This window comes from Pseudomonas sp. DTU12.3, from assembly GCF_004124275.1.
Classification (GTDB): Bacteria; Pseudomonadota; Gammaproteobacteria; order Pseudomonadales; family Pseudomonadaceae; genus Aquipseudomonas; species Aquipseudomonas helmanticensis.
Window position 1 is genome coordinate 5,408,778 of record NZ_CP027218.1, and the last position, 19,953, is coordinate 5,428,730.

Annotated in this window: 18 protein-coding genes and 1 tRNA gene; 12 read left to right on the top strand and 7 right to left on the bottom strand. The window is 59.6% G+C overall.

Annotated elements, in window-relative coordinates; translation table 11 throughout:
• Positions 1–92 precede the first annotated feature (92 nt).
• The 5 genes from murI to hemA are packed head-to-tail and all read right to left on the bottom strand — an operon-like array spanning position 93 to position 4,822.
• Complete coding sequence (gene murI, locus C2E19_RS24770; protein WP_129395486.1) at positions 93–884, bottom strand: glutamate racemase; 792 nt, start codon at positions 882–884, stop codon at positions 93–95.
• A complete protein-coding gene (locus C2E19_RS24775; protein ID WP_129395487.1) occupies positions 877–1,632 on the bottom strand; it encodes a molybdopterin-synthase adenylyltransferase MoeB in 756 nt (251 codons plus the stop codon). Before C2E19_RS24775 ends, murI begins: the two co-directional genes overlap by 8 nt.
• Positions 1,626–2,456: a peptide chain release factor N(5)-glutamine methyltransferase gene (gene prmC, locus C2E19_RS24780; RefSeq protein WP_129395488.1), complete on the bottom strand. Its 831-nt coding sequence runs from the start codon at positions 2,454–2,456 to the stop codon at positions 1,626–1,628. Before prmC ends, C2E19_RS24775 begins: the two co-directional genes overlap by 7 nt.
• Complete coding sequence (gene prfA / locus C2E19_RS24785) at positions 2,457–3,539, bottom strand: peptide chain release factor 1 (RefSeq protein ID WP_129395489.1); 1,083 nt, start codon at positions 3,537–3,539, stop codon at positions 2,457–2,459.
• Positions 3,536–4,822 (bottom strand): glutamyl-tRNA reductase, encoded by a 1,287-nt coding sequence (hemA, locus tag C2E19_RS24790; protein WP_007951716.1) that lies wholly within the window; start codon positions 4,820–4,822, stop codon positions 3,536–3,538. Before hemA ends, prfA begins: the two co-directional genes overlap by 4 nt.
• A gap of 352 nt (positions 4,823–5,174) precedes the next feature.
• Between hemA and C2E19_RS24795 the strand changes: the two genes are divergently transcribed.
• From C2E19_RS24795 to ychF, 8 genes are all read left to right on the top strand, one after another.
• Positions 5,175–6,899: a tetratricopeptide repeat protein gene (locus tag C2E19_RS24795; protein ID WP_129395490.1), complete on the top strand. Its 1,725-nt coding sequence runs from the start codon at positions 5,175–5,177 to the stop codon at positions 6,897–6,899.
• A 3-nt stretch (positions 6,900–6,902) separates the two neighbouring features.
• Positions 6,903–7,520: a lipoprotein insertase outer membrane protein LolB gene (gene lolB, locus C2E19_RS24800; RefSeq protein WP_129395491.1), complete on the top strand. Its 618-nt coding sequence runs from the start codon at positions 6,903–6,905 to the stop codon at positions 7,518–7,520.
• Between the two features lie 3 nt (positions 7,521–7,523).
• Positions 7,524–8,375, top strand: coding sequence for a 4-(cytidine 5'-diphospho)-2-C-methyl-D-erythritol kinase (ispE, locus tag C2E19_RS24805; protein WP_129395492.1), 852 nt, complete (start codon positions 7,524–7,526; stop codon positions 8,373–8,375).
• A gap of 36 nt (positions 8,376–8,411) precedes the next feature.
• Positions 8,412–8,486 (top strand) — tRNA-Gln (locus tag C2E19_RS24810).
• Positions 8,487–8,531: 45 nt separating this feature from the next.
• A complete protein-coding gene (locus tag C2E19_RS24815; protein ID WP_003171603.1) occupies positions 8,532–9,473 on the top strand; it encodes a ribose-phosphate pyrophosphokinase in 942 nt (313 codons plus the stop codon).
• A 142-nt stretch (positions 9,474–9,615) separates the two neighbouring features.
• Entirely contained in the window at positions 9,616–10,218 is a 603-nt protein-coding gene (locus tag C2E19_RS24820; RefSeq protein WP_129395493.1) for a 50S ribosomal protein L25/general stress protein Ctc, read from the top strand.
• Between the two features lie 170 nt (positions 10,219–10,388).
• Positions 10,389–10,973: an aminoacyl-tRNA hydrolase gene (gene pth / locus C2E19_RS24825; protein WP_129395494.1), complete on the top strand. Its 585-nt coding sequence runs from the start codon at positions 10,389–10,391 to the stop codon at positions 10,971–10,973.
• A gap of 22 nt (positions 10,974–10,995) precedes the next feature.
• The gene (ychF, locus tag C2E19_RS24830; protein ID WP_129395495.1) at positions 10,996–12,096 is read left to right on the top strand and encodes a redox-regulated ATPase YchF; all 1,101 of its coding nucleotides are present in this window, start codon (positions 10,996–10,998) and stop codon (positions 12,094–12,096) included.
• Positions 12,097–12,231: 135 nt separating this feature from the next.
• Here ychF and C2E19_RS24835 read toward each other — a convergent pair whose 3' ends face one another.
• Positions 12,232–13,449: an MFS transporter gene (locus C2E19_RS24835; RefSeq protein WP_129395496.1), complete on the bottom strand. Its 1,218-nt coding sequence runs from the start codon at positions 13,447–13,449 to the stop codon at positions 12,232–12,234.
• Positions 13,450–13,889: 440 nt separating this feature from the next.
• On the opposite strand from C2E19_RS24835, the gene C2E19_RS24840 reads away from it, so the two are divergent.
• Entirely contained in the window at positions 13,890–15,947 is a 2,058-nt protein-coding gene (locus C2E19_RS24840; RefSeq protein WP_129395497.1) for a methyl-accepting chemotaxis protein, read from the top strand.
• On the opposite strand, the gene C2E19_RS24845 is transcribed toward C2E19_RS24840, so the two are convergent.
• Positions 15,940–16,842, bottom strand: a complete 903-nt coding sequence (locus C2E19_RS24845) for a LysR substrate-binding domain-containing protein (protein WP_129395498.1) — start codon at positions 16,840–16,842, stop codon at positions 15,940–15,942. The genes C2E19_RS24840 and C2E19_RS24845 overlap by 8 nt on opposite strands.
• Before the next feature lie 226 nt (positions 16,843–17,068).
• Here C2E19_RS24845 and C2E19_RS24850 point away from each other — a divergent pair, with 226 nt between their 5' ends.
• The 3 genes from C2E19_RS24850 to C2E19_RS24860 are packed head-to-tail and all read left to right on the top strand — an operon-like array spanning position 17,069 to position 19,929.
• Positions 17,069–18,187: an ABC transporter ATP-binding protein gene (locus C2E19_RS24850; RefSeq protein WP_129395499.1), complete on the top strand. Its 1,119-nt coding sequence runs from the start codon at positions 17,069–17,071 to the stop codon at positions 18,185–18,187.
• Between the two features lie 15 nt (positions 18,188–18,202).
• The gene (locus C2E19_RS24855; protein WP_129395500.1) at positions 18,203–19,123 is read left to right on the top strand and encodes an ABC transporter permease; all 921 of its coding nucleotides are present in this window, start codon (positions 18,203–18,205) and stop codon (positions 19,121–19,123) included.
• The gene (locus tag C2E19_RS24860) at positions 19,123–19,929 is read left to right on the top strand and encodes an ABC transporter permease (RefSeq protein WP_129395501.1); all 807 of its coding nucleotides are present in this window, start codon (positions 19,123–19,125) and stop codon (positions 19,927–19,929) included. The genes C2E19_RS24855 and C2E19_RS24860 overlap by 1 nt, the downstream gene beginning before the upstream one ends.
• Positions 19,930–19,953: the final 24 nt, after the last annotated feature.

A 19,953-nucleotide genomic window follows, 5' to 3' on the forward strand; every position in this document is an offset into this window, starting at 1 on the left:
AACGATCGTTTGGTTTTCTAGGTAACTCATCGCTATAGAAGCTAGCGCCTGCTCAGAAGTTCAGCTGATTTTTTAGTTATTTCACATTTTTTTTACAAGCTGAATTTTTGCACTTCGCCCGCTGTTTGCCCCAGCAGCGGCAGGATGTTTTTGAAGTACGCAGGATCGGCACTGGTCCAGAATCTGACCGGCTGGTTCGGCCCGTCAGCGAGCAGATCGCGCTCAGCCAGCAGACGCTGAAGTTGCCGCGCCACGGCGGCGCCGGTATCGATCAGGCTGATGTCCTCGGCGATCATCGTCTTGAGCATCGGCTTGAGGAAAGGATAATGCGTGCAGCCGAGGATGATCGTGTCGCAACCATTGGCCAACAGCGGATCGACATAACTCTGCAGCAGCGTGCGCAACGCCGCGCTGTGCAGGTCCCCGCTTTCAATCAGCTCGACCAGACCGGGGCATGGCTGGGTAATCACCCGCACATCGGTCGCAAAGCGATCAAGCAACGCGGCGAACTTGGCGCTCTGCAATGTGCCGGTGGTAGCGAGCACGCCGACTACACCGCTGCGGGTGGCGGCGGCGGCAGGCTTGACCGCAGGCTCCATGCCGACAATCGGCCAGTCGGGAAAATCGCGACGCAAATCGGCGACACCGGCAACGGTCGCGGTATTGCAGGCCAGCACCAACGCCTTGGCGCCCCGCTCACGAAAAAAACCGGCCATTACGCTGCAGCGCTGGCGGATGAACTCAGGAGTTTTCTCGCCATACGGAACATGCCCGCCGTCGGCGACGTAGAGCAGCGATTCGTTGGGCAGCAATTGCTGGATTTCCGCCAGTACCGACAGGCCGCCGACACCGGAATCGAACACGCCAATCGGCGCTTCACGCATGGCGCGGACCACAGACGCTGCAGCCCGGATCGCGCTTGACCCGCAGCTCGCGGAAACGCGAACCGAGGGCATCGATCAGCAACAGACGTCCGACTAAAGGCTCGCCGAAACCGACCAATACCTTCAAGGCTTCCAACGCCTGCAGGCTGCCGACCAGCCCCACCAGCGGCCCGACCACACCAGCCTCGCTGCAGGTCAATTCCGCTTCGCTGCCGTGGCCGTATAAACAGTGGTAGCACGGGCTATCGGCTCGCCGAGGATCGAACACCGACAGTTGCCCTTCAAGGCGAATCGCCGCGCCGCTGACCAGGGGTTTGCGTGCTGCCACGCACGCGGCGTTGACCGCCTCGCGGGTGGAAAAATTATCCGAACAGTCGAGCACCAGATCCACCGCCGTCACGGCAGCCGCGAGAGAATCCTCGTCCAGCGCCTGACGATGGGCGATCAGTCGGATCTCGGGATTGATCGCGGTCAGACGCTTGAGCGCCGAGTCGACCTTGCTCATGCCGACGCTGTCGGTGTCGTGGATGATCTGGCGTTGCAGGTTGGTCAGGTCGACCGTGTCGAAATCCGCCAGATGCAATTCACCGACACCGGCCGCCGCCAGGTACAAGGCCACCGGAGCGCCAAGACCGCCGAGGCCGACGATCAGCACGCGGCTGTCCTTGAGTTTCAACTGGCCATCGATGTCGATGTGTTGCAGCAGAATCTGCCGGCTATAGCGCAGCAATTCCTGATCATTCAGCACGGCAGGCGCCCCAGACTGATGCGTTGATGGCCGCCCAGATCGGTGCGGCTGTGGACTTCTTCGAAACCGCGCGTCAGCAGCAGGTCGCGCACGGCTTCGGCTTGATCATAGCCATGTTCGAGCATCAGCCAGCCAGCGGCCTGCAGATACTCCGGCGCTTGGGCGACGATCAGACGCAGATCGTCGAGGCCGTCTTCACCGGCGATCAGTGCACTGGCTGGTTCGAAGCGTACGTCACCCTCGACCAGATGCGGATCGGCGGCGGCAATGTAGGGCGGGTTGCTGATGATCAACTGGAAGCGCTGACCTTCCAGCGCGCTGAACCAATGGCTGCTCAGCACCGTGGCGTTGTTCAGGTGCAGGCGCTGACGATTGCGCTCGGCCAAGGCTACGGCTTCGAGCACACGATCCACCGCCGTGACCTTCCACGCCGGACGTTCGCTGGCCAAGGCCAATGCGATCGCGCCGCTGCCGGTGCCGAGGTCGAGCACTGTGGCTGGCGTCGCAGGCAGCAATTCCAGCGCCGCTTCCACCAGCAATTCAGTGTCCGGACGCGGGATCAGCGTATGAGGTGCGACTTCCAGATCGAGTTTCCAGAAACCCTGCTGGCCGAGAATGTAAGCCACTGGCTCACCACTGCGGCGACGTTGCAGGTATTCGGCAAACGTCAGCGCGGCTTCACTCGGCACGATGCGCTCGGGCCAGGTGTGCAGAAAGCTACGCGACTTGCCCAGCGCGGCGGCAAGAAGCAATTCAGCGTCCAGGCGAGCGGTGGGCGAGTCCGGCAGTTCGGCGGCGCGCAACAGGCTGGCAATGATGGTCATTTATTCACCTATCGCAGCGAGTTGGTCAGCCTGGTATTCGGCCAGCAACGGCTCGATGACCGCTTCAACGCCACCGGCGAGAATTTCATCCAGAGAGTACAGAGTCAGGTTGACGCGATGGTCAGTGACTCGCCCCTGAGCAAAGTTGTACGTGCGAATGCGCTCGGAACGGTCGCCGGAACCGACGAGCAATTTACGCTCGCTGGCGATGGCATTGGCCGCCGCTGCGGTTTGCTGATCGTTGAGCTTGGCCGACAACCAGGCCATCGCCCGGGCACGGTTTTTGTGCTGGGATCGCTCTTCCTGACACTCGACGACGGTGCCGGTCGGAATGTGCGTGATGCGGATCGCCGAGTCGGTGGTGTTGACGTGCTGACCACCGGCCCCGGAGGAACGGAACGTGTCGACGCGCAGATCCGCCGGGTTGATCTCGATGGCTTCGCGCTCGTCCGGCTCAGGCAACACCGCCACGGTGCAGGCCGAGGTGTGGATACGGCCCTGGGATTCGGTGGCGGGTACACGCTGTACGCGGTGCGCGCCGGATTCGAATTTCAGCTTGCCGTAAACGTTGTCACCTTCGATGCGGGCGATGACCTCTTTATAGCCACCGTGTTCGCCTACGTTTTCCGAGAGGATCTCGACGCGCCAGCCACGGCGCTCGGCATAACGCGAGTACATGCGGAACAGGTCGCCGGAGAAGATCGCCGCCTCATCGCCACCGGTACCGGCGCGGATTTCGAGGAAGACGTTGCGGCCGTCATTTGGATCCTTGGGCAGCAACATGCGTTGCAGGTCGGCTTCCAGAGTGATCAGCAATTCCTTGGCTTCGCGGACTTCTTCCACGGCCATTTCGCGCATGTCCGGGTCGCTGTCCTTGAGCAACGCCTGCGCGCCTTCGAGATCGCTTTGTACGCCGAGGAGCTTTTTATAGCCTTGGACGATCGGCTCGAGTTCAGCGTATTCCTTGGAATAACCGCGAAATTTGGCCTGATCGGCAATGACTTCGCCGTCGCCGAGCAGCGCGGTCAGTTCCTCGAAACGGTCCTGGAGGATGTCCAGCTTATTGAGCAGTGACGCTTTCATTGCGGTTTTTTATCCGAAAAGCTATCCGGTGAGCCCTCGAGGGCAAAGAGTTCCTGGGCCATGGCCAGCGCATCGAGGCGGCCTTCGGCAGAAAGCTTTTTCAGTTGCACGCTCGGGGCATGCAACAGTTTATTGGTCAGGCCACGGGCCAGCTGCCCGAGCACATCTTCGGCGTTGCCGCCGTTGGCCAGCAGGCGCAGGGCTTTTTGCAGCTCCTCGTCGCGCAGGCGTTCGCTTTGTTGACGATAGGCCTTGAGCACATCGACCGCCGCCAGCTCGCGCAGGCGCACCATGAAATCGTCGGCACCGACCGAGACCATCTCTTCGGCCGCTTGGGCAGCGCCCTGACGACTCTTGAGGTTCTCGGCGACCACTTCGTGAAGATCGTCGACGCTGTAGAGGTAAACGTCGTCCAGTTCGCCGACTTCCGGTTCGATATCCCGGGGAACAGCGATGTCGACCATGAAGATCGGTTTGTGCTTGCGCAACTTCAATGCGCTTTCCACCGCGCCCTTACCGAGAATCGGCAACTGACTGGCGGTCGAACTGATGACGATGTCACTGCGTACCAGTTCTGCCGGGATGTCCGACAGCAGCACCGCGTGGGCACCGAACTGTTCGGCGAGCAGACTGGCGCGCTCCAGCGTGCGGTTGGCAACGACAATGCGCTTGACGCCCAGCTCGTGCAAATGGCGGGCGACTAAAGTGATGGTCTCGCCGGCGCCGATCAGCAGGGCCTGGCTGCGTTGCAAATCACTGAAAATCTGTTTCGCCAGGCTGACGGCAGCAAACGCCACGGACACCGGGTTTTCGCCAATCGCCGTGTCGGTGCGCACCTGCTTGGCGGCATTGAACGTCGCCTGAAACAGTCGCCCCAGCAGTGGGCCGATGGTGCCAGCCTCGCGCGCCACGGCGTAGGCCGATTTCATCTGGCCGAGAATCTGCGGTTCGCCAAGCACCAGCGAGTCGAGCCCGGAGGCGACGCGCATCATGTGACGAACTGCCGCATCATCTTCGTGCACATAAGCACTCGCGCGCAGCTCATCGAGGCTTAAATGGTGATAGTCGGCCAGCCAGCGCAGCACGATATCGGCAGAAAGCTGATCCTGTTCTATATAAAGCTCACTGCGATTGCAGGTCGAGAGGATCGCAGCTTCGCGGCTGTCGGTCAGTCGGCAGAGCTGCTGCAAGGCTTCCACCAGCTGCTCAGGCGTAAAGGCCACGCGCTCGCGGACGTCTACTGAAGCAGTCTTGTGGTTGATACCGAGTGCAAGGAAGGCCATTCAAAGTCGCTGGTGGTGACGTGAAGCCGGCAATTGTCCTACTTCGCCAGATTCAGAACAACTATTGGATATCTATCGCCCTTATTGTATCCACCTTGTGCTGCGATCCATTCTCGTTCATGTACACATCACCCCCTGTAGGAGCTGCCGCAGGCTGCGATCTTTTGATTGATCGTTCCCACGCTCGGCGTGGGAATGCAGCCCGGGACGCTCCGCGTCTCAAACAACGTCAAAAGATCGCAGCCTGCGGCAGCTCCTACGGGGCGATAAGCGTAAATTGCCTGAGCGGTTATGTTTGGCCGAAAGCTTGTGTCATGATGATCCGACCGCAGGTTAGTCGTCCTCTTCCTATATGAATAGATCTTCCGCGTTGCTCCTCGCTTTTGTCTTCCTCAGCGGCTGCCAGGCCTTGGCACCCGTTTCGCCGGACGGTACGCCGCCGGTCGAAGACACCACGCCCGCGCCTGAAAAGCCCAAGGTTTACAGCTCGTTCAGCGAGGAAACCGTTTTCAGTCTGTTGAGCGCCGAACTCGCCGGCCAGCGCAATCGTTTCGACATTGCGCTGGATAACTACGTGACCCAGGCCATCAACACCCAGGATCCGGGCGTCTCCGAGCGGGCATTCCGCATCGCTGAATATCTGGGAGCCGATCAACCGGCCCTCGATACCGCGCTGATCTGGGCAAAAAATGCCCCGGACGATCTCGAAGCGCAACGCGCCGCCGCCGTGCAACTGGCGCGTGCCGGGCGTTATGACGACTCGATGGTCTATATGGAGAAAGTCCTGCAAGGCAAGGGCGACACCCATTTCGACTTCCTCGCGCTGTCGGCCGCCGATACCGATCAGGAAACCCGCAACGGCCTGATGAAAAGTTTTGACCGTTTGTTGCAGCGTCATCCGAACAACAGTCAGCTGATTTTCGGCAAGGCGCTGCTCCTGCAACAGGACGGCGACAACAAAGCCGCATTGACCCTGCTAGAAGACCATCCGCCGGAAGAAGGTGAAATCGCCCCGATCCTGCTGCGCGCGCGTCTGTTGCAAGTGATGAACCGTGGTGACGAAGCGCTGCCACTGCTGCAGAAAAGCATCAAGAAGTACCCGGACGACAAGCGTCTGCGCCTGACTTACGCGCGCATGCTGGTTGAGCAAGACCGCATGGACGATGCCAAGGCCGAGTTCTCCAGCCTTGTTCAGCAGTACCCGGAAGACGACGAACTGCGCTACTCGCTGGCACTGGTGTGCCTCGAAGCCAAGGCGTGGGATGAAGCCAAGGGTTATCTGGAAGACCTGATCGCCCGCGAAAGCCACGTCGATTCGGCGCACCTGAACCTCGGTCGCATCGCCGAAGAACGTAACGATCCGCAAGGCGCCCTCATCGAGTACGCCCAGGTCGGCCCGGGCAACGATTATCTGCCGGCGCAATTGCGTCAGGCCGATATTCTGATGAACAACGGCAAGACCGCTGAAGCGCAAAGCAAACTCGCCGCCCAGCGCGACGAGCAGCCGGATTACGCGATTCAGCTGTACCTGATCGAATCGGAAACCCTGTCGGCCAACAAGCAGGACGACAAGGCCTGGAAAGTCTTGCAGCAAGCCTTGCTGCAATACCCGGACGATCTGAATCTGCTCTACACCCGGGCGATGCTCGCGGAAAAACGCAATGACCTGGCGCAGATGGAAAAAGACCTGCGCCTGATCATCAAGCGCGATCCGGACAATGCCATGGCGCTGAACGCTTTGGGCTATACCTTGTCCGACCGTACGACCCGCTACGCTGAAGCGAAAGCGCTGATCGAACAGGCGCACCAGATCAATCCGGAAGATCCAGCAGTACTCGACAGCCTTGGCTGGGTGAATTACCGCATGGGCAATCTGGACGACGCCGAGAAGTATCTGCGTCAGGCGCTCGAGCGTTTCCCTGATCACGAAGTCGCCGCGCACCTCGGCGAAGTGTTGTGGACCAAGGGCAAGCAGCGTGAAGCCAAACAAATCTGGGGCAAATTCCTCAAGGATCAGCCCGACAGCACCATTCTGCGCAGTACCATCAAGCGCCTGACCGGATCCGAGACTCTTTAACTCATGTTTTTGCGCCACGTTATTGTTTTCAGCTTCATCGCCTTGCTCGCCGGCTGCTCGGGTTTTGGTACCCGCGAATCGGTCGAGGGCCACGGCAGCCCGGCTCAATGGGCGGCGAACAAACAGCAACTGAGCGGCCTCGATGGCTGGCAGATCGACGGCAAGATCGGCATCCGCGCGCCGAAAGACTCCGGTAGCGGCACGTTGTTCTGGCTGCAACGTCAGGATTACTACGACATTCGTTTGTCCGGCCCGCTGGGTCGTGGCGCGGCACGTCTGACCGGGCGTCCGGGCAAGGTGTCGCTGGAAGTCGCCAACCAGGGTCGCTATGAATCGCAATCCCCGGAAAACCTGCTCGAAGAGCAGCTTGGCTGGAAATTGCCGGTGTCGAATCTGGCCTGGTGGGTCCGTGGCCTGCCGGCTCCAGACAGCAAAAGCCGCCTGAATCTGGATGCCGACAGCCGTCTGGCCAGCCTGGAACAGGATGGCTGGAAGGTTGAATACACCGCTTACACCGAACAAAACGGTTACTGGCTGCCTGAGCGTATCAAGCTGCACGGCACCGACCTCGACGTGACGCTGGTGATCAAGACCTGGCAACCGCGCAAGTTGGGGCAATAACGCATGACCGCTGCACGCCTGACCCTGCCCTCGCCGGCCAAACTCAACCTGATGCTGCACATTCTCGGTCGCCGTGAAGACGGTTATCACGAGTTGCAGACGCTGTTTCAGTTTGTCGACTACGGCGACGAAATCACTTTTGCCGTGCGCGATGACGGCGTGATTCAACTGCACACCGAATTTGCCGGCGTGCCGCATGACAGCAACCTGATCGTGCGCGCGGCAAAAATGCTTCAACAACAGTCCGGTTGTACGCTCGGTATCGACATCTGGATCGATAAAGTACTGCCCATGGGCGGCGGCATTGGCGGTGGCAGCTCGAATGCGGCGACCACTTTGCTCGGTCTCAATCATTTGTGGCAGCTGGGTTGGGATGAAGATCGCCTGGCCACGCTGGGTCTGTCGCTCGGCGCCGACGTACCGGTTTTCGTCCGTGGCCACGCGGCTTTCGCCGAGGGCGTGGGCGAAAAACTCACCCCGGTGGATCCCGAAGAACCGTGGTATCTGGTGCTCGTACCGCAAGTCTCTGTTAGTACGGCAGAAATTTTTTCCGATCCTTTGTTGACACGTAACACGCCGCCCATTAAAGTGCGCCCCGTTCCCGAGGGAAACAGTCGAAATGACTGCTTGCCGGTGGTTGCAAGGCGTTATCCAGAAGTACGTAACGCATTGGATTTGTTAGGTAAATTTACCGAAGCAAAACTCACCGGAACTGGAAGTTGTGTGTTTGGGGGCTTCCCAAGCAAAGCTGAAGCTGATAAAGTCTCGGCCCTTCTGACAGAGACCCTTACAGGGTTTGTAGCGAAAGGCAGCAACGTTTCGATGTTGCACCGCAAGCTGCAAAGTCTGCTCTAAAGGAACCAAGTGCTCGGCACTTGATGCAACAGATACAGGGGCGTCGCCAAGCGGTAAGGCAGCAGGTTTTGATCCTGCCATGCGTTGGTTCGAATCCAGCCGCCCCTGCCATTTTCTATACTCATCCAGGTTACCCTCAGCCTCTAGGTACTGCGCGTGTCCAAGATGATGGTCTTTACGGGGAACGCTAACCCCGATCTGGCTCGGCGTGTTGTACGTCAGCTGCATATCCCTCTCGGTGACATCTCTGTCGGTAAATTTTCCGACGGCGAAATTACCGCCGAGATCAATGAAAACGTTCGCGGTAAAGACGTTTTCATTATTCAGCCGACTTGCGCTCCGACCAACGATAACCTGATGGAACTGGTAGTGATGGCTGATGCCTTCCGCCGCTCCTCGGCTACTCGTATCACTGCTGTTATTCCTTATTTTGGTTATGCCCGTCAGGATCGCCGTCCGCGTTCCGCACGTGTGGCTATCAGCGCGAAAGTCGTCGCTGACATGCTTACCGTAGTCGGCATCGACCGTGTTCTCACGGTTGATCTGCATGCTGACCAGATTCAGGGTTTCTTCGATATTCCGGTAGATAACATCTACGGCTCCCCGGTTCTGGTGGATGACATTGAAGATCAGCGCTTCGAAAACCTGATGATCGTTTCCCCGGACATTGGTGGCGTCGTGCGTGCACGTGCCGTTGCCAAATCCCTGGGCGTGGATCTCGGGATCATCGACAAACGCCGTGAGAAAGCCAATCACTCTGAAGTGATGCATATCATCGGTGATGTCGAAGGGCGTACCTGTATTCTGGTCGATGACATGGTCGATACCGCCGGCACTCTGTGCCACGCGGCGAAGGCCTTGAAAGAGCATGGCGCAGCCAAGGTCTTTGCCTACTGCACACACCCTGTGCTGTCGGGTCGGGCCATCGAGAATATCGAAAATTCCGTGCTGGACGAGCTGGTGGTGACCAACACCATCCCGCTGTCCGCTGCAGCACAAGCCTGTGCACGTATCCGTCAACTGGATATCGCACCGGTTGTTGCCGAAGCGGTTCGCCGCATCAGCAATGAAGAATCGATCAGCGCGATGTTCCGTTAAGGGCCCTGCCCTTCTCGAAATGTCTCGTTGACGAAAAGCGCCCCGCCCCGGCATTCCTGCCGGGGCGGGGCTTTTTTGCCCATACCGTGTTTGGCGCTGGTCGCAAACGCCACTCCGGTCATGGCTATATTGGAGATACACAATGAACGATTTTACTCTGAATGCTGAAGTGCGTTCCGACCTGGGGAAAGGTGCGAGCCGCCGCCTGCGTCGTCTCGCAAGCCTGGTTCCAGCTGTAGTTTACGGTGGCGAAAAAGCCCCTGAATCCATCAGCATGCTGGCTAAAGAAGTTGCCAAACTGCTCGAAAACGAAGCGGCTTACAGCCACATCATCGAGCTGAACGTTGGCGGCACCAAGCAGAACGTAATCATCAAAGCTCTGCAACGTCACCCGGCTAAAGGCCACGTGCTGCACGCTGACTTCGTACGCGTTGTCGCTGGCCAGAAACTGACCGCTATCGTTCCTGTGCACTTCATCAACGAAGCTGCTCCAGTGAAGAAAGGCGGCGAGATTTCGCACGTTGTTGCTGAAATCGAAGTGACCTGCCTGCCGAAAGATCTGCCTGAGTTCATCGAAGTCGACCTGGCTGACGCTGAAATCGGTTCGATCATTCACCTGTCGGACCTCAAAGCTCCTAAAGGCGTTGAGTTCGTTGCTCTGGCACACGGCGATGACAAGGCTGTTGCCAACGTCCACGCTCCACGTGTTGCTCCAGAAGCTACCGAAGAAGGCGCAGCAGAGTAATTCACTCTGTCATGCCTGAGTGAGCAAGTAACATCGCGGACTGGAACGTAGCGAGAAAGCGGGCGGGAACGCGGAGTTTACATCATGGTAAATGAGCAATTTTCGTCCACTTTCGCCGCTTTCCCTGATCGCGGCGATGTTACTCACCACTCAAAGGAAGGGCCCCTATCGTGACTGCCATCAAACTGATCGTTGGCCTGGGAAATCCAGGCGCTGAATACGACCAGACCCGGCATAACGCAGGGGCCCTTTTTGTTGAGCGCATCGCCCAAGCACAGAATGTGAATCTTGTGGCCGATCGCAAATATTTCGGCCTGACCGGGCGCTATTCGCACCAGGGTCAGGATGTTCGTCTGCTGATTCCCACCACCTACATGAACCGCAGCGGCCAGGCCGTGGCGGCACTCGCCGGTTTCTTCCGCATCAAGCCTGAAGAAATCCTCGTGGCGCATGACGAACTCGATCTGCCTCCGGGCGTCGCCAAGCTCAAGCAGGGCGGCGGCCATGGCGGTCACAACGGGTTGCGCGACATCATTGCGCAACTGGGCAATCAGAATACGTTCTACCGCCTGCGGCTTGGCATCGGCCACCCGGGCGTCGCCAGTATGGTTTCAAATTTCGTCCTGGGTCGTGCGCCACGCGCCGAACAGGAAAAACTCGATGCCAGCATCGACTTTGCCCTCGGCGTGCTGCCGGATATCCTCGCCGGTGAATGGAACCGCGCGATGAAAAACCTGCACAGCCAGAAGGCCTGACTCTTATCCGAGGGGAAACACCATGGGATTCAATTGCGGCATCGTCGGCCTGCCTAACGTCGGCAAGTCCACCCTGTTCAACGCCCTGACCAAATCCGGTATCGCGGCCGAGAACTTCCCCTTCTGCACCATCGAGCCGAACAGCGGCATCGTGCCGATGCCGGATCCGCGTCTGGACGCTTTGGCGGCCATCGTCAATCCGAAGCGCATCCTGCCGACCACCATGGAATTCGTCGACATCGCAGGCCTCGTTGCCGGCGCCTCGAAAGGTGAAGGTCTGGGCAACAAGTTCCTCGCCAACATCCGTGAGACCGACGCCATCGCTCACGTGGTGCGCTGCTTCGAAGACGAAAACGTGATCCACGTTTCCAATAGCGTCGATCCGAAGCGCGACATCGAAATCATCGACCTGGAACTGATCTTCGCCGACCTCGACAGCTGCGAGAAGCAACTGCAGAAAGTCGCGCGTAACGCCAAGGGCGGTGACAAGGACGCCGTGGTTCAGAAGGCTCTGCTGGAGCAACTGATCGCGCACTTCACCGAAGGCAAGCCGGCACGCAGCCTGATGAAGAACATGAGCGCTGACGAAAAGTCCGTGATCAAGGGCTTCCACCTGCTGACCACCAAACCGGTCATGTACATCGCCAACGTCGCTGAAGACGGTTTCGAGAACAACCCGCACCTGGACGTGGTTCGCGCCATCGCCGAAGAAGAAGGCGCGATGGTCGTTCCGGTCTGCAACAAGATCGAAGCAGAAATCGCCGAACTGGATGACGGCGAAGAGAAGGACATGTTCCTCGAGGCTCTGGGCCTGGAAGAGCCTGGGCTGAACCGCGTGATCCGCGCTGGCTACGAAATGCTGCACTTGCAGACCTACTTCACCGCCGGTGTCGAAGAAGTCCGCGCCTGGACCGTCAAAGTCGGTGCCACCGCACCTCAGGCTGCCGGCGTGATCCACACCGACTTCGAGAAAGGCTTTATCCGCGCCGAAGTGATCGCCTACAACGACTTCATCCAGTACAAGGGCGAAGCCGGTACCAAAGAAGCCGGTAAATGGCGTCTGGAAGGCAAGGATTACATCGTCAAGGACGGCGACGTGATGCACTTCCGCTTCAACGTGTAAGCGTTACGCCCAAGAAAAAGCCGCGTTTGATACGCGGCTTTTTTGTGCCTGACATATTGTCAAAAGATCGCAGCCTGCGGCAGCTCCTACATGGGGTCACCTGTAGGAGCTGCCGCAGGCTGCGATCTTTTGATCTTAGGCCTTTTTGGTACGCGGCAAGAAGATCGCCAACACGCCAAACAACGGCAGGAACGAGCACAGGAAATACACGTACTCAATCCCGTGCACATCCGCCAGATGCCCCAACAGCGCCGCGCCAATCCCGCCAAAACCAAACATCAAACCGAAGAACACCCCGGCAATCATCCCGACATTGCCCGGCACCAGTTCCTGTGCATAAACCACAATCGCCGAGAATGCCGAAGCCAGAATGAAGCCGATCACCACGCTGAGGACCGTGGTCCAGAACAGATCAACGTGGGGCATCAGCAACGTAAACGGCGCCACGCCGAGGATCGAGAACCAGATCACCGCCTTACGCCCGATCTTGTCGCCAATCGGCCCGCCGAAAAACGTCCCCGCCGCCACTGCGCCCAGGAACAGGAACAAGTGCAACTGCGAACTGGCCACCGACAGGTCGAACTTCTCGATCAGGTAGAACGTGAAGTAGCTGGTCAGGCTGGCCATGTAGAAATACTTCGAGAACACCAACAGCCCGAGCACCACCAGCGCACTGGTCACCCGCCCTTTCGACAGCCCATGAGTCGCTGCCTGTCCGGCCTTGAGCTTGAACAGATTCAAGTGATGGGCGTACCAGCGGCTGATGCGGTACAGCACGAACAGCGCAAACACTGCGAACAAGCCGAACCACGCCACATTGGCCTGACCGAACGGAATGATGATCGCCGCCGCCAGCAACGGGCCGAACGCGGAACCGGCGTTACCACCGACCTGGAAGGTCGATTGCGCCAGACCAAAGCGTCCGCCGGAAGCCAGCCGCGCAATTCGCGAGGCTTCTGGGTGAAACGTCGAGGATCCGATACCGATGAGCGCCGCAGCCAGCAGGATCAAGGGAAAACTGCCGACCATCGACATCATCACGATGCCAATCAGCGTGCAAATCGAACCCGCCGGCAACAGCCACGGTTTCGGATGCCGGTCGGTGTGATAACCGACCCATGGCTGCAACAGCGAAGCCGTCAGTTGAAAGGTCAAAGTAATCAGGCCGACCTGAGTAAACGTCAGGCCGTAATTGGCCTTGAGCATCGGGTAGATCGACGGCAGCACCGACTGGATCAAGTCGTTGATCAAATGCGCCAGCGCTACCGCGCCGATGATGCGCATCACCAGTGGACTGCTTTGGGGAGCCGCGGGCGCCGAGGCAGCGGCGGTCTGAACGTTGCTGATAGCCATGGAAGTTTCCGGACAGCAGATGGGTGCACACAGGCAGGTGCGTCAATGTGCCATTTTTCAGTGCGTGAGCGCCATCCCCTTAGCCAGCTAACTAACCACCCTGACCGGAATCACACAATCATGTAGGAGCTGCCGAAGGCTGCGATCTTTTGATGTTGTTTTTTAAAAGATCAAAAGATCGCAGCCTTCGGCAGCTCCTACAGGGGGCCGTATCGTTCCGGAAGGTGATAGCGCAACGCCATGGTCTGAATCTTGCCTTGCTTCATCCCTTGAACGCGGCGCCCTTACAAAGGGCACCGAGAATGGGAAGTTTCGCTACAGAGCCGGCCTACAGAGCGGGCGAGAGTGAACTTTCGAGGCCTTTTAGCAGGGCACAACATCAACGTCGAACGACCGCGATGCACGCCGTTGGTGCGTGGTGTCCAGAGGAGTCATGGGGCATGCAGGCTTTCCTTTCACCGGGGATCAAATTGCTGGGGCGGTTTGGCTTCGCAGGTAAATTCCAGTTGTTGTTTCTGCTGTTCATTCTGCCGTTGGCCGGCAGCCTGTTGATGATCGGCCAGGATTATCGTGACAAGCTCAATCTGATTTCCGGCGAACGTGCCGGCGTGCGGCAGTTGCTCGCGCTGGATGCGCTGGACAACCTGCTCGCCGCGCAACGTGACCGTGCCGCCCGTTGGCGCGCCACCGAAACCAATCGCCAACCGACGCCGGCCACCCTCGCCGCCATGGGCGCGTTCGATGCTGTGCAACCGGCAGTCCTGCAAGCCACCACAGATTTGGGCAACGCGTTGAAAAACGAAGGCGCGGAAGGCGAAACCCTCACCCGCTATCAAGCGCTGCAAACTGCATTGAACGGTCTGGATTCGAAAAGCCTCAGCGGTGTCGGTTGGTGGCCGGACGGTTACGACCGTTTCACCAACGCCCTCAGCGCCCTGCAAGCGCTGCGCGAGCAGATCGTCATGGACAACCGCCTGACCCTCGCGCCGTGGCTGGAAACCTATTTGCTGACGCAGATTTCCACGCAACACGCGCCGGACCTGATCGAACGGGTCGGCCGCCTCGCCGCTGTCGGTCAGGCCTCAGTGGTATCGGGTCAATTCACCCTGCAAAGCCGTCTGCAATTGCGTGACTTGCGCAGCCGAATCGGCGATGCCCGCGAACAACTGGTCAAAACCGCCACACTGCTCGAAGCACGCCTGCCAAAAGATCAGCAAGGCTGGGCCAGCCAGTACCACGACAGCCTGAAACACCTCGACAGCGCTCTGAAGGTGCTGGATGACGGCGTGTTCGGCGGCAGCATCAATCTCAAACCAGAAGACTTCGAACGCAGCCTCGACGCCTTGCTCAGCGACCTCGCCGCCCTGCGCCAGCAATCACTGGTATCGCTGGACCAACGACTCGATGCCTACCACAGCTCGGCGATCCGTCAGTTCATCCTCGTTGCGGCGATCTTCGGCTGTCTGCTGCTCGCGGCGCTGTATTTGTTCGTCTGCCTGCAAGCCTCGATTCGTCGCAGCGCCAGCGGCATCACCTTACTTGCTGAAGCCCTGCGCGACGGCAACCTCAGTCTGCAAGTGCCGGTGGTAGGCCGAGATGAGTTGGCGGCGATCAGCACCGCACTCAACGTCGCCGTGGTGCAATTACGCACGAGCATGCTCGGCGTCGATCACGAGACCTCGCAGTTGAGCCATGCCGTGCGCAGCCTTAACGAACACTCCAGCGGTGCTCTCGGCGAAGTCGAAGCGCAACAGTTGCAGATCAGCCAGATCGCCGCAGCCGCCACACAATTGGCCGCAACCTCGCAAGGCGTGGCGCAAAGCTGCGAACAGGCCTCCGGCAGCGCTCAGCACACCCGACGCATCGCCGCCGACAGCAGCCGCGACAGCCAACGCACCACGGCGAGTATTCAGCAGCTCAATCAACGCCTCAACGACACCGCTGCAGCATTGGGCCGGGTCAGCGAGCAAGGCCAGCAGATTCAACTGGTGGTCGACACCATTCGCGGGGTCGCCGAACAGACCAATCTACTCGCGCTCAACGCGGCCATCGAAGCTGCGCGCGCCGGTGAACAAGGTCGCGGATTTGCCGTAGTAGCGGACGAAGTGCGCAGCCTGTCGCAACGCACGCAATCGTCGACCGCGCAGATCGCTGGCACGGTCGACAGCCTGCGCGCCACAGTCAACGAAGCCGTGAGTTTGATGGAAGCTGCCTGCGGCCAGGCGCAAACCGATGCCGAGTCGGTGACCGGTCTCGGTGAACGCCTGGGCGAAATCGCCAGCGCCGTGCAGAGCGTCACCGACACCCTCGCACAGATCGCCACGGCGGTGGAGGAACAGGCGAGCACCGCCGATGAAGTCAGCAGCAATATCCAGCAAGTCGATCAGGCCGCCGTACGTTTGCTTGAAGGCGCACGCGCAGTGAATCTTGCCGCAGACACCCTGAGCCAAGGCAGCAAGGCGCTGAGCGACAACACCGCGCGTTTCCGCCTCAGTTGATCACGGCTTCGGGGAAGTCCGTTTCCAGTTCGGCCTTGAGCCATTGAATGAACCACGCCACATCCGCCGAGAGCTCGGCGGACGGCGTCAGCACGCGATAGCTCTCCAGCTTCACCTGAGCGTCGACCGCACGCACCAGTTTGCCGCTGGCGAGTTCATGGCGCACCAGCACCTCGTTGGCCAGCGCGATGCCCTGCCCGCTCTCGGCGACTGACAGCGCGTGGTCATTGTTGACGTAGAGCATGTCGGAATTGAGATGGATATCGAGGTCGTGCGCGGCGAACCACAGGTTCCACCATTCGCCGTCATCGACGTGGATCAGTTCGTGGCTGACCAGATCGGCCGGGCTGTTGATCGGTGCAATGCTGGCCAGATACGCCGGCGTGCAGATCGGGAAAACCCGTGGGCAAATCAGCGCCTCCCGTGAGTCGGCATATTGCCCATCGAGGCCGTAGACGATACCGAGGTCAGCGCTTTTCCCGTCCACTTCGGTGAAGGTCGAGTTCGGCTCGATCGCCAGTTTCAATCCCGGGCGCAGATGCCGCAGCGCTTCGATCCGTGGCATCAACCAGCGCTTGGCAAACCCCGGCACCACCATGATCCGCAGCCAGCGCTCGGCATCCTTGGGCTGCGCCTCTTTGCCCGCCTCAATGATCAACTGCAAAGCGGCGCTGATCTTGCGGTGGTACTTCTCCCCCGCCGGCGTCAGGTTGACCCCGCGCGAGGTGCGCTCGAACAATTGAATGCCCAACCATTCCTCAAGCAATTTCACATGGCGACCAATCGCAGGCTGGGTCACGTGCAGGGCTTTCGAGGCTTCGACGTAGCTGCCCAAACGGGCGGCGGCATCAAAGGCACGCACCGCGTTGAGCGGCGGCAAACGGTGGTCGGGCATGATTCCTGGCACCTTCGGCTGTTAAATTAACTAACACCTGCCATGTTTAAATTGAAGTGTCGCACCGCGCAAGCCCTGGCTGATAATCGAGCCACAGCAGAACAATAAAACAGCTGGTTTCACACCCGAACGCAATCTCGATCCTGCCCAAAAAAATAATATCCATGGCCCGACGACCACGCTTTGCAAAGCGAGTCGCAGGCGATGGGGGAATCGGAGGTAACGCATGAATGCCCTGCATTCGCTGCAAACGCTGGCGGTCTCGATCCGCTCAGTGCGCAAGGTTTACGGTGATCCGCAGACCGGTCCGGTGGCGCTGAAAAGCATCGACCTGGATATCCGCGACAACGAATTCTTCACCCTTCTCGGCCCGTCCGGCTGCGGCAAGACCACGCTGCTGCGGATGATTGCCGGTTTCGAATTTCCCACCGAAGGCGAGATTCTTCTCTACGGCGAAAACATCGCTGACCGCCCGCCATTCCAGCGTCCGGTCAACACGGTGTTCCAGCATTACGCGCTGTTCCCGCACATGACCATCGCCGAGAACCTGGCCTTCGGCCTCGAATCGCATCCGATGGGCAAAGTCCTGACCAAGGCGCAAATCGCCGAGCGCGTTCGCGAGATGCTGGCGCTGGTGCAGATGGAGCGCTTCGCCAATCGCAAACCGGCGCAATTGTCGGGCGGTCAGCAGCAACGCGTCGCCCTCGCCCGCGCGTTGGCACCGCATCCGAAAGTGCTGCTGCTCGATGAGCCGCTGTCGGCACTCGATCTCAAGCTGCGTCAGGCGATGCGCGAAGAGTTGAAAACCATCCAGGCCAAGACCGGCATTACCTTCATTTTCGTCACCCACGACCAGGAAGAGGCACTGACCATGTCCGACCGCATCGCCGTGTTGTCCGAAGGCGAAGTGCAACAGGTCGGACGGCCAGAGGATATTTACGAACGGCCGCGCAATCGCTTCGTCGCCGACTTCATTGGCGAAACCAATTTCATCGAAGGTACCGTCACTCGTGTGGAGGACGGCTTGGCCTGGTTCGCCGGGCCGGCGGGTCATCCATTGCCGGCGCAACCGTGCAGCGATGTGCAGGTCGGCGCCAACGTGACCTTGTCGGTGCGACCTGAGCGTCTGCATCTGGTACCAGCGGCTACCGAAACCGCGCTGCCGTGCCGGATCGAAGCGCAGATCTACCTCGGCACCGACCTGCAATATCAGGTCAGCCTCAGCGACGGTTCGCGCCTCACCGTGCGTACGCCCAATTGCGTCGACCAGAGCCTGCGCTTCGCCGTTGGCAGTCAGGCCGGTCTGTTGTTCGACCGTGGAAGCGCCAGCGTCCTGCACGATTGAGCCGGAGGAATTGCCATGCACGCCTTACCGATTGCCAACACGCTGGAACGCCGCAAGGCTTTCCAGAGTTTCCTCGGGGTCAGCCCTGCGCTGATCGCCATCGGCCTGTTTCTGCTGGTGCCGATCCTCATCGTCATCGGCTATTCGTTGATGGAGGCCAACCCCTACGGCGGAGTCAATAAAGTCTTCAGCAGCGACGCCTACACCTCGCTGCTGTTCGAACGGCAACTGGACGACAGCCTCGCCTTTGCCGACTCGTATTTGATCATCGCCCTGCGCTCGATCGGCATTGCCGGGCTGACCACGATCATCACGTTGCTGATCGGTTTTCCGGTCGCGGTGTGGCTGGCCATGCAGCCGGCGCATCGACGCGGTTTGCTGATCTTTCTGATCACCGTGCCGTTCTGGGCCAACCTGCTGATCCGTACGTATGCGTGGATTTTGCTGCTGCGTAACACCGGGGTGATCAACAACAGTCTGATGGGCCTGGGCGTCATTCATGAACCGTTGCAGTTGTTGTACACCGACGGCGCGGTGCTGCTGGGGCTGGTTTACACCTACGCGCCGTTCGTGGTGTTGCCGATCTACGCGACGCTGGAAAAGATGGATATCCGCCTGCTCGAAGCTGCGCAGGACCTCTACGCCGGGCGCATACGCACCTTGCGCAAAGTGGTTTTGCCGATCGCCAAGCCGGGTATTCTCGCCGGCGCCATCCTCACTTTCGTACCGTGCCTGGGCGCGATGATCGCCCCGGAACTGCTCGGTGGCGGCACGCGGATGATGCTCGGCAACCTGATCTTCCGGCAGTTCAGCGATGCGCGTAACTGGCCGTTTGGCGCAGCGCTGTCGCTGGTGCTGATGGCCGCGGTGATGCTGGTGCTGACCGTTTATGCCTTGCGCGCCGAGCGCCAGCGCATCGCCAAAGGAGGTGCGTGATGATCGGAATTTTCAAACGCAAAGGGCTGGGCGTGCAGGACTTCCCCGGTTTCGGCGGCTTCAGTTTTCTGTTCTATCTGTACCTCTACGCGCCGATCGTGGTGCTGGTGGTGTTCTCCTTCAATGCCAACCAATCGGCGACGGTGTGGACCGGTTTCAGCTTCGATTGGTATCGCGCCGCGTTCGCCAATCAGGCCTTGCGCCAGGCCGCCGGCAACAGCCTGTTGATCGCCGTCTGCGCGAGCATGATCGCCACGGCGATTGCCACCCTCGCCGCCCTCGGCACCTCGCGCGGCGCCAAGTTCAAGGGCCTGCACTTGTCGATGGGCGCGATCATGTTGCCGCTGGTGTTGCCGGAAATTGTTGTCGGTGTGGCGACGCTGGCGCTGTTCTCGACCATCGGTCTGTCGCTGGGCTACGGCAACCTGATCATCGCGCACACGGTGTTCTGCATCCCTTTCGCCTACCTGCCGATTCGTGCGCGGTTGAACGACATGGACCTGTCGCTGGAACAAGCTTCCGCCGACCTCTACGCCGGCCCGTGGCGAACCTTTCGCAAGGTCACTCTGCCGCTGCTGATGCCGGGGATTTTCTCCGGACTGATGCTGGCCTTCATCGTCTCGCTGGATAACTTCGTCATCTCGATGATGGTCTCGCAGGCCGGCACCACGACCCTGCCGATCTTCATTTTCGGCCTGCTGCGCATGGGCGTGACACCCGACGTCAATGCCGTGTCGACGCTGATCCTCGGCGTCTCGGTGCTGTTCGTCAGCCTCTCTTACCTGTTGGGCAAAAAGAACGCCTGAACCTTCTACGACCTGTGGGGAAAT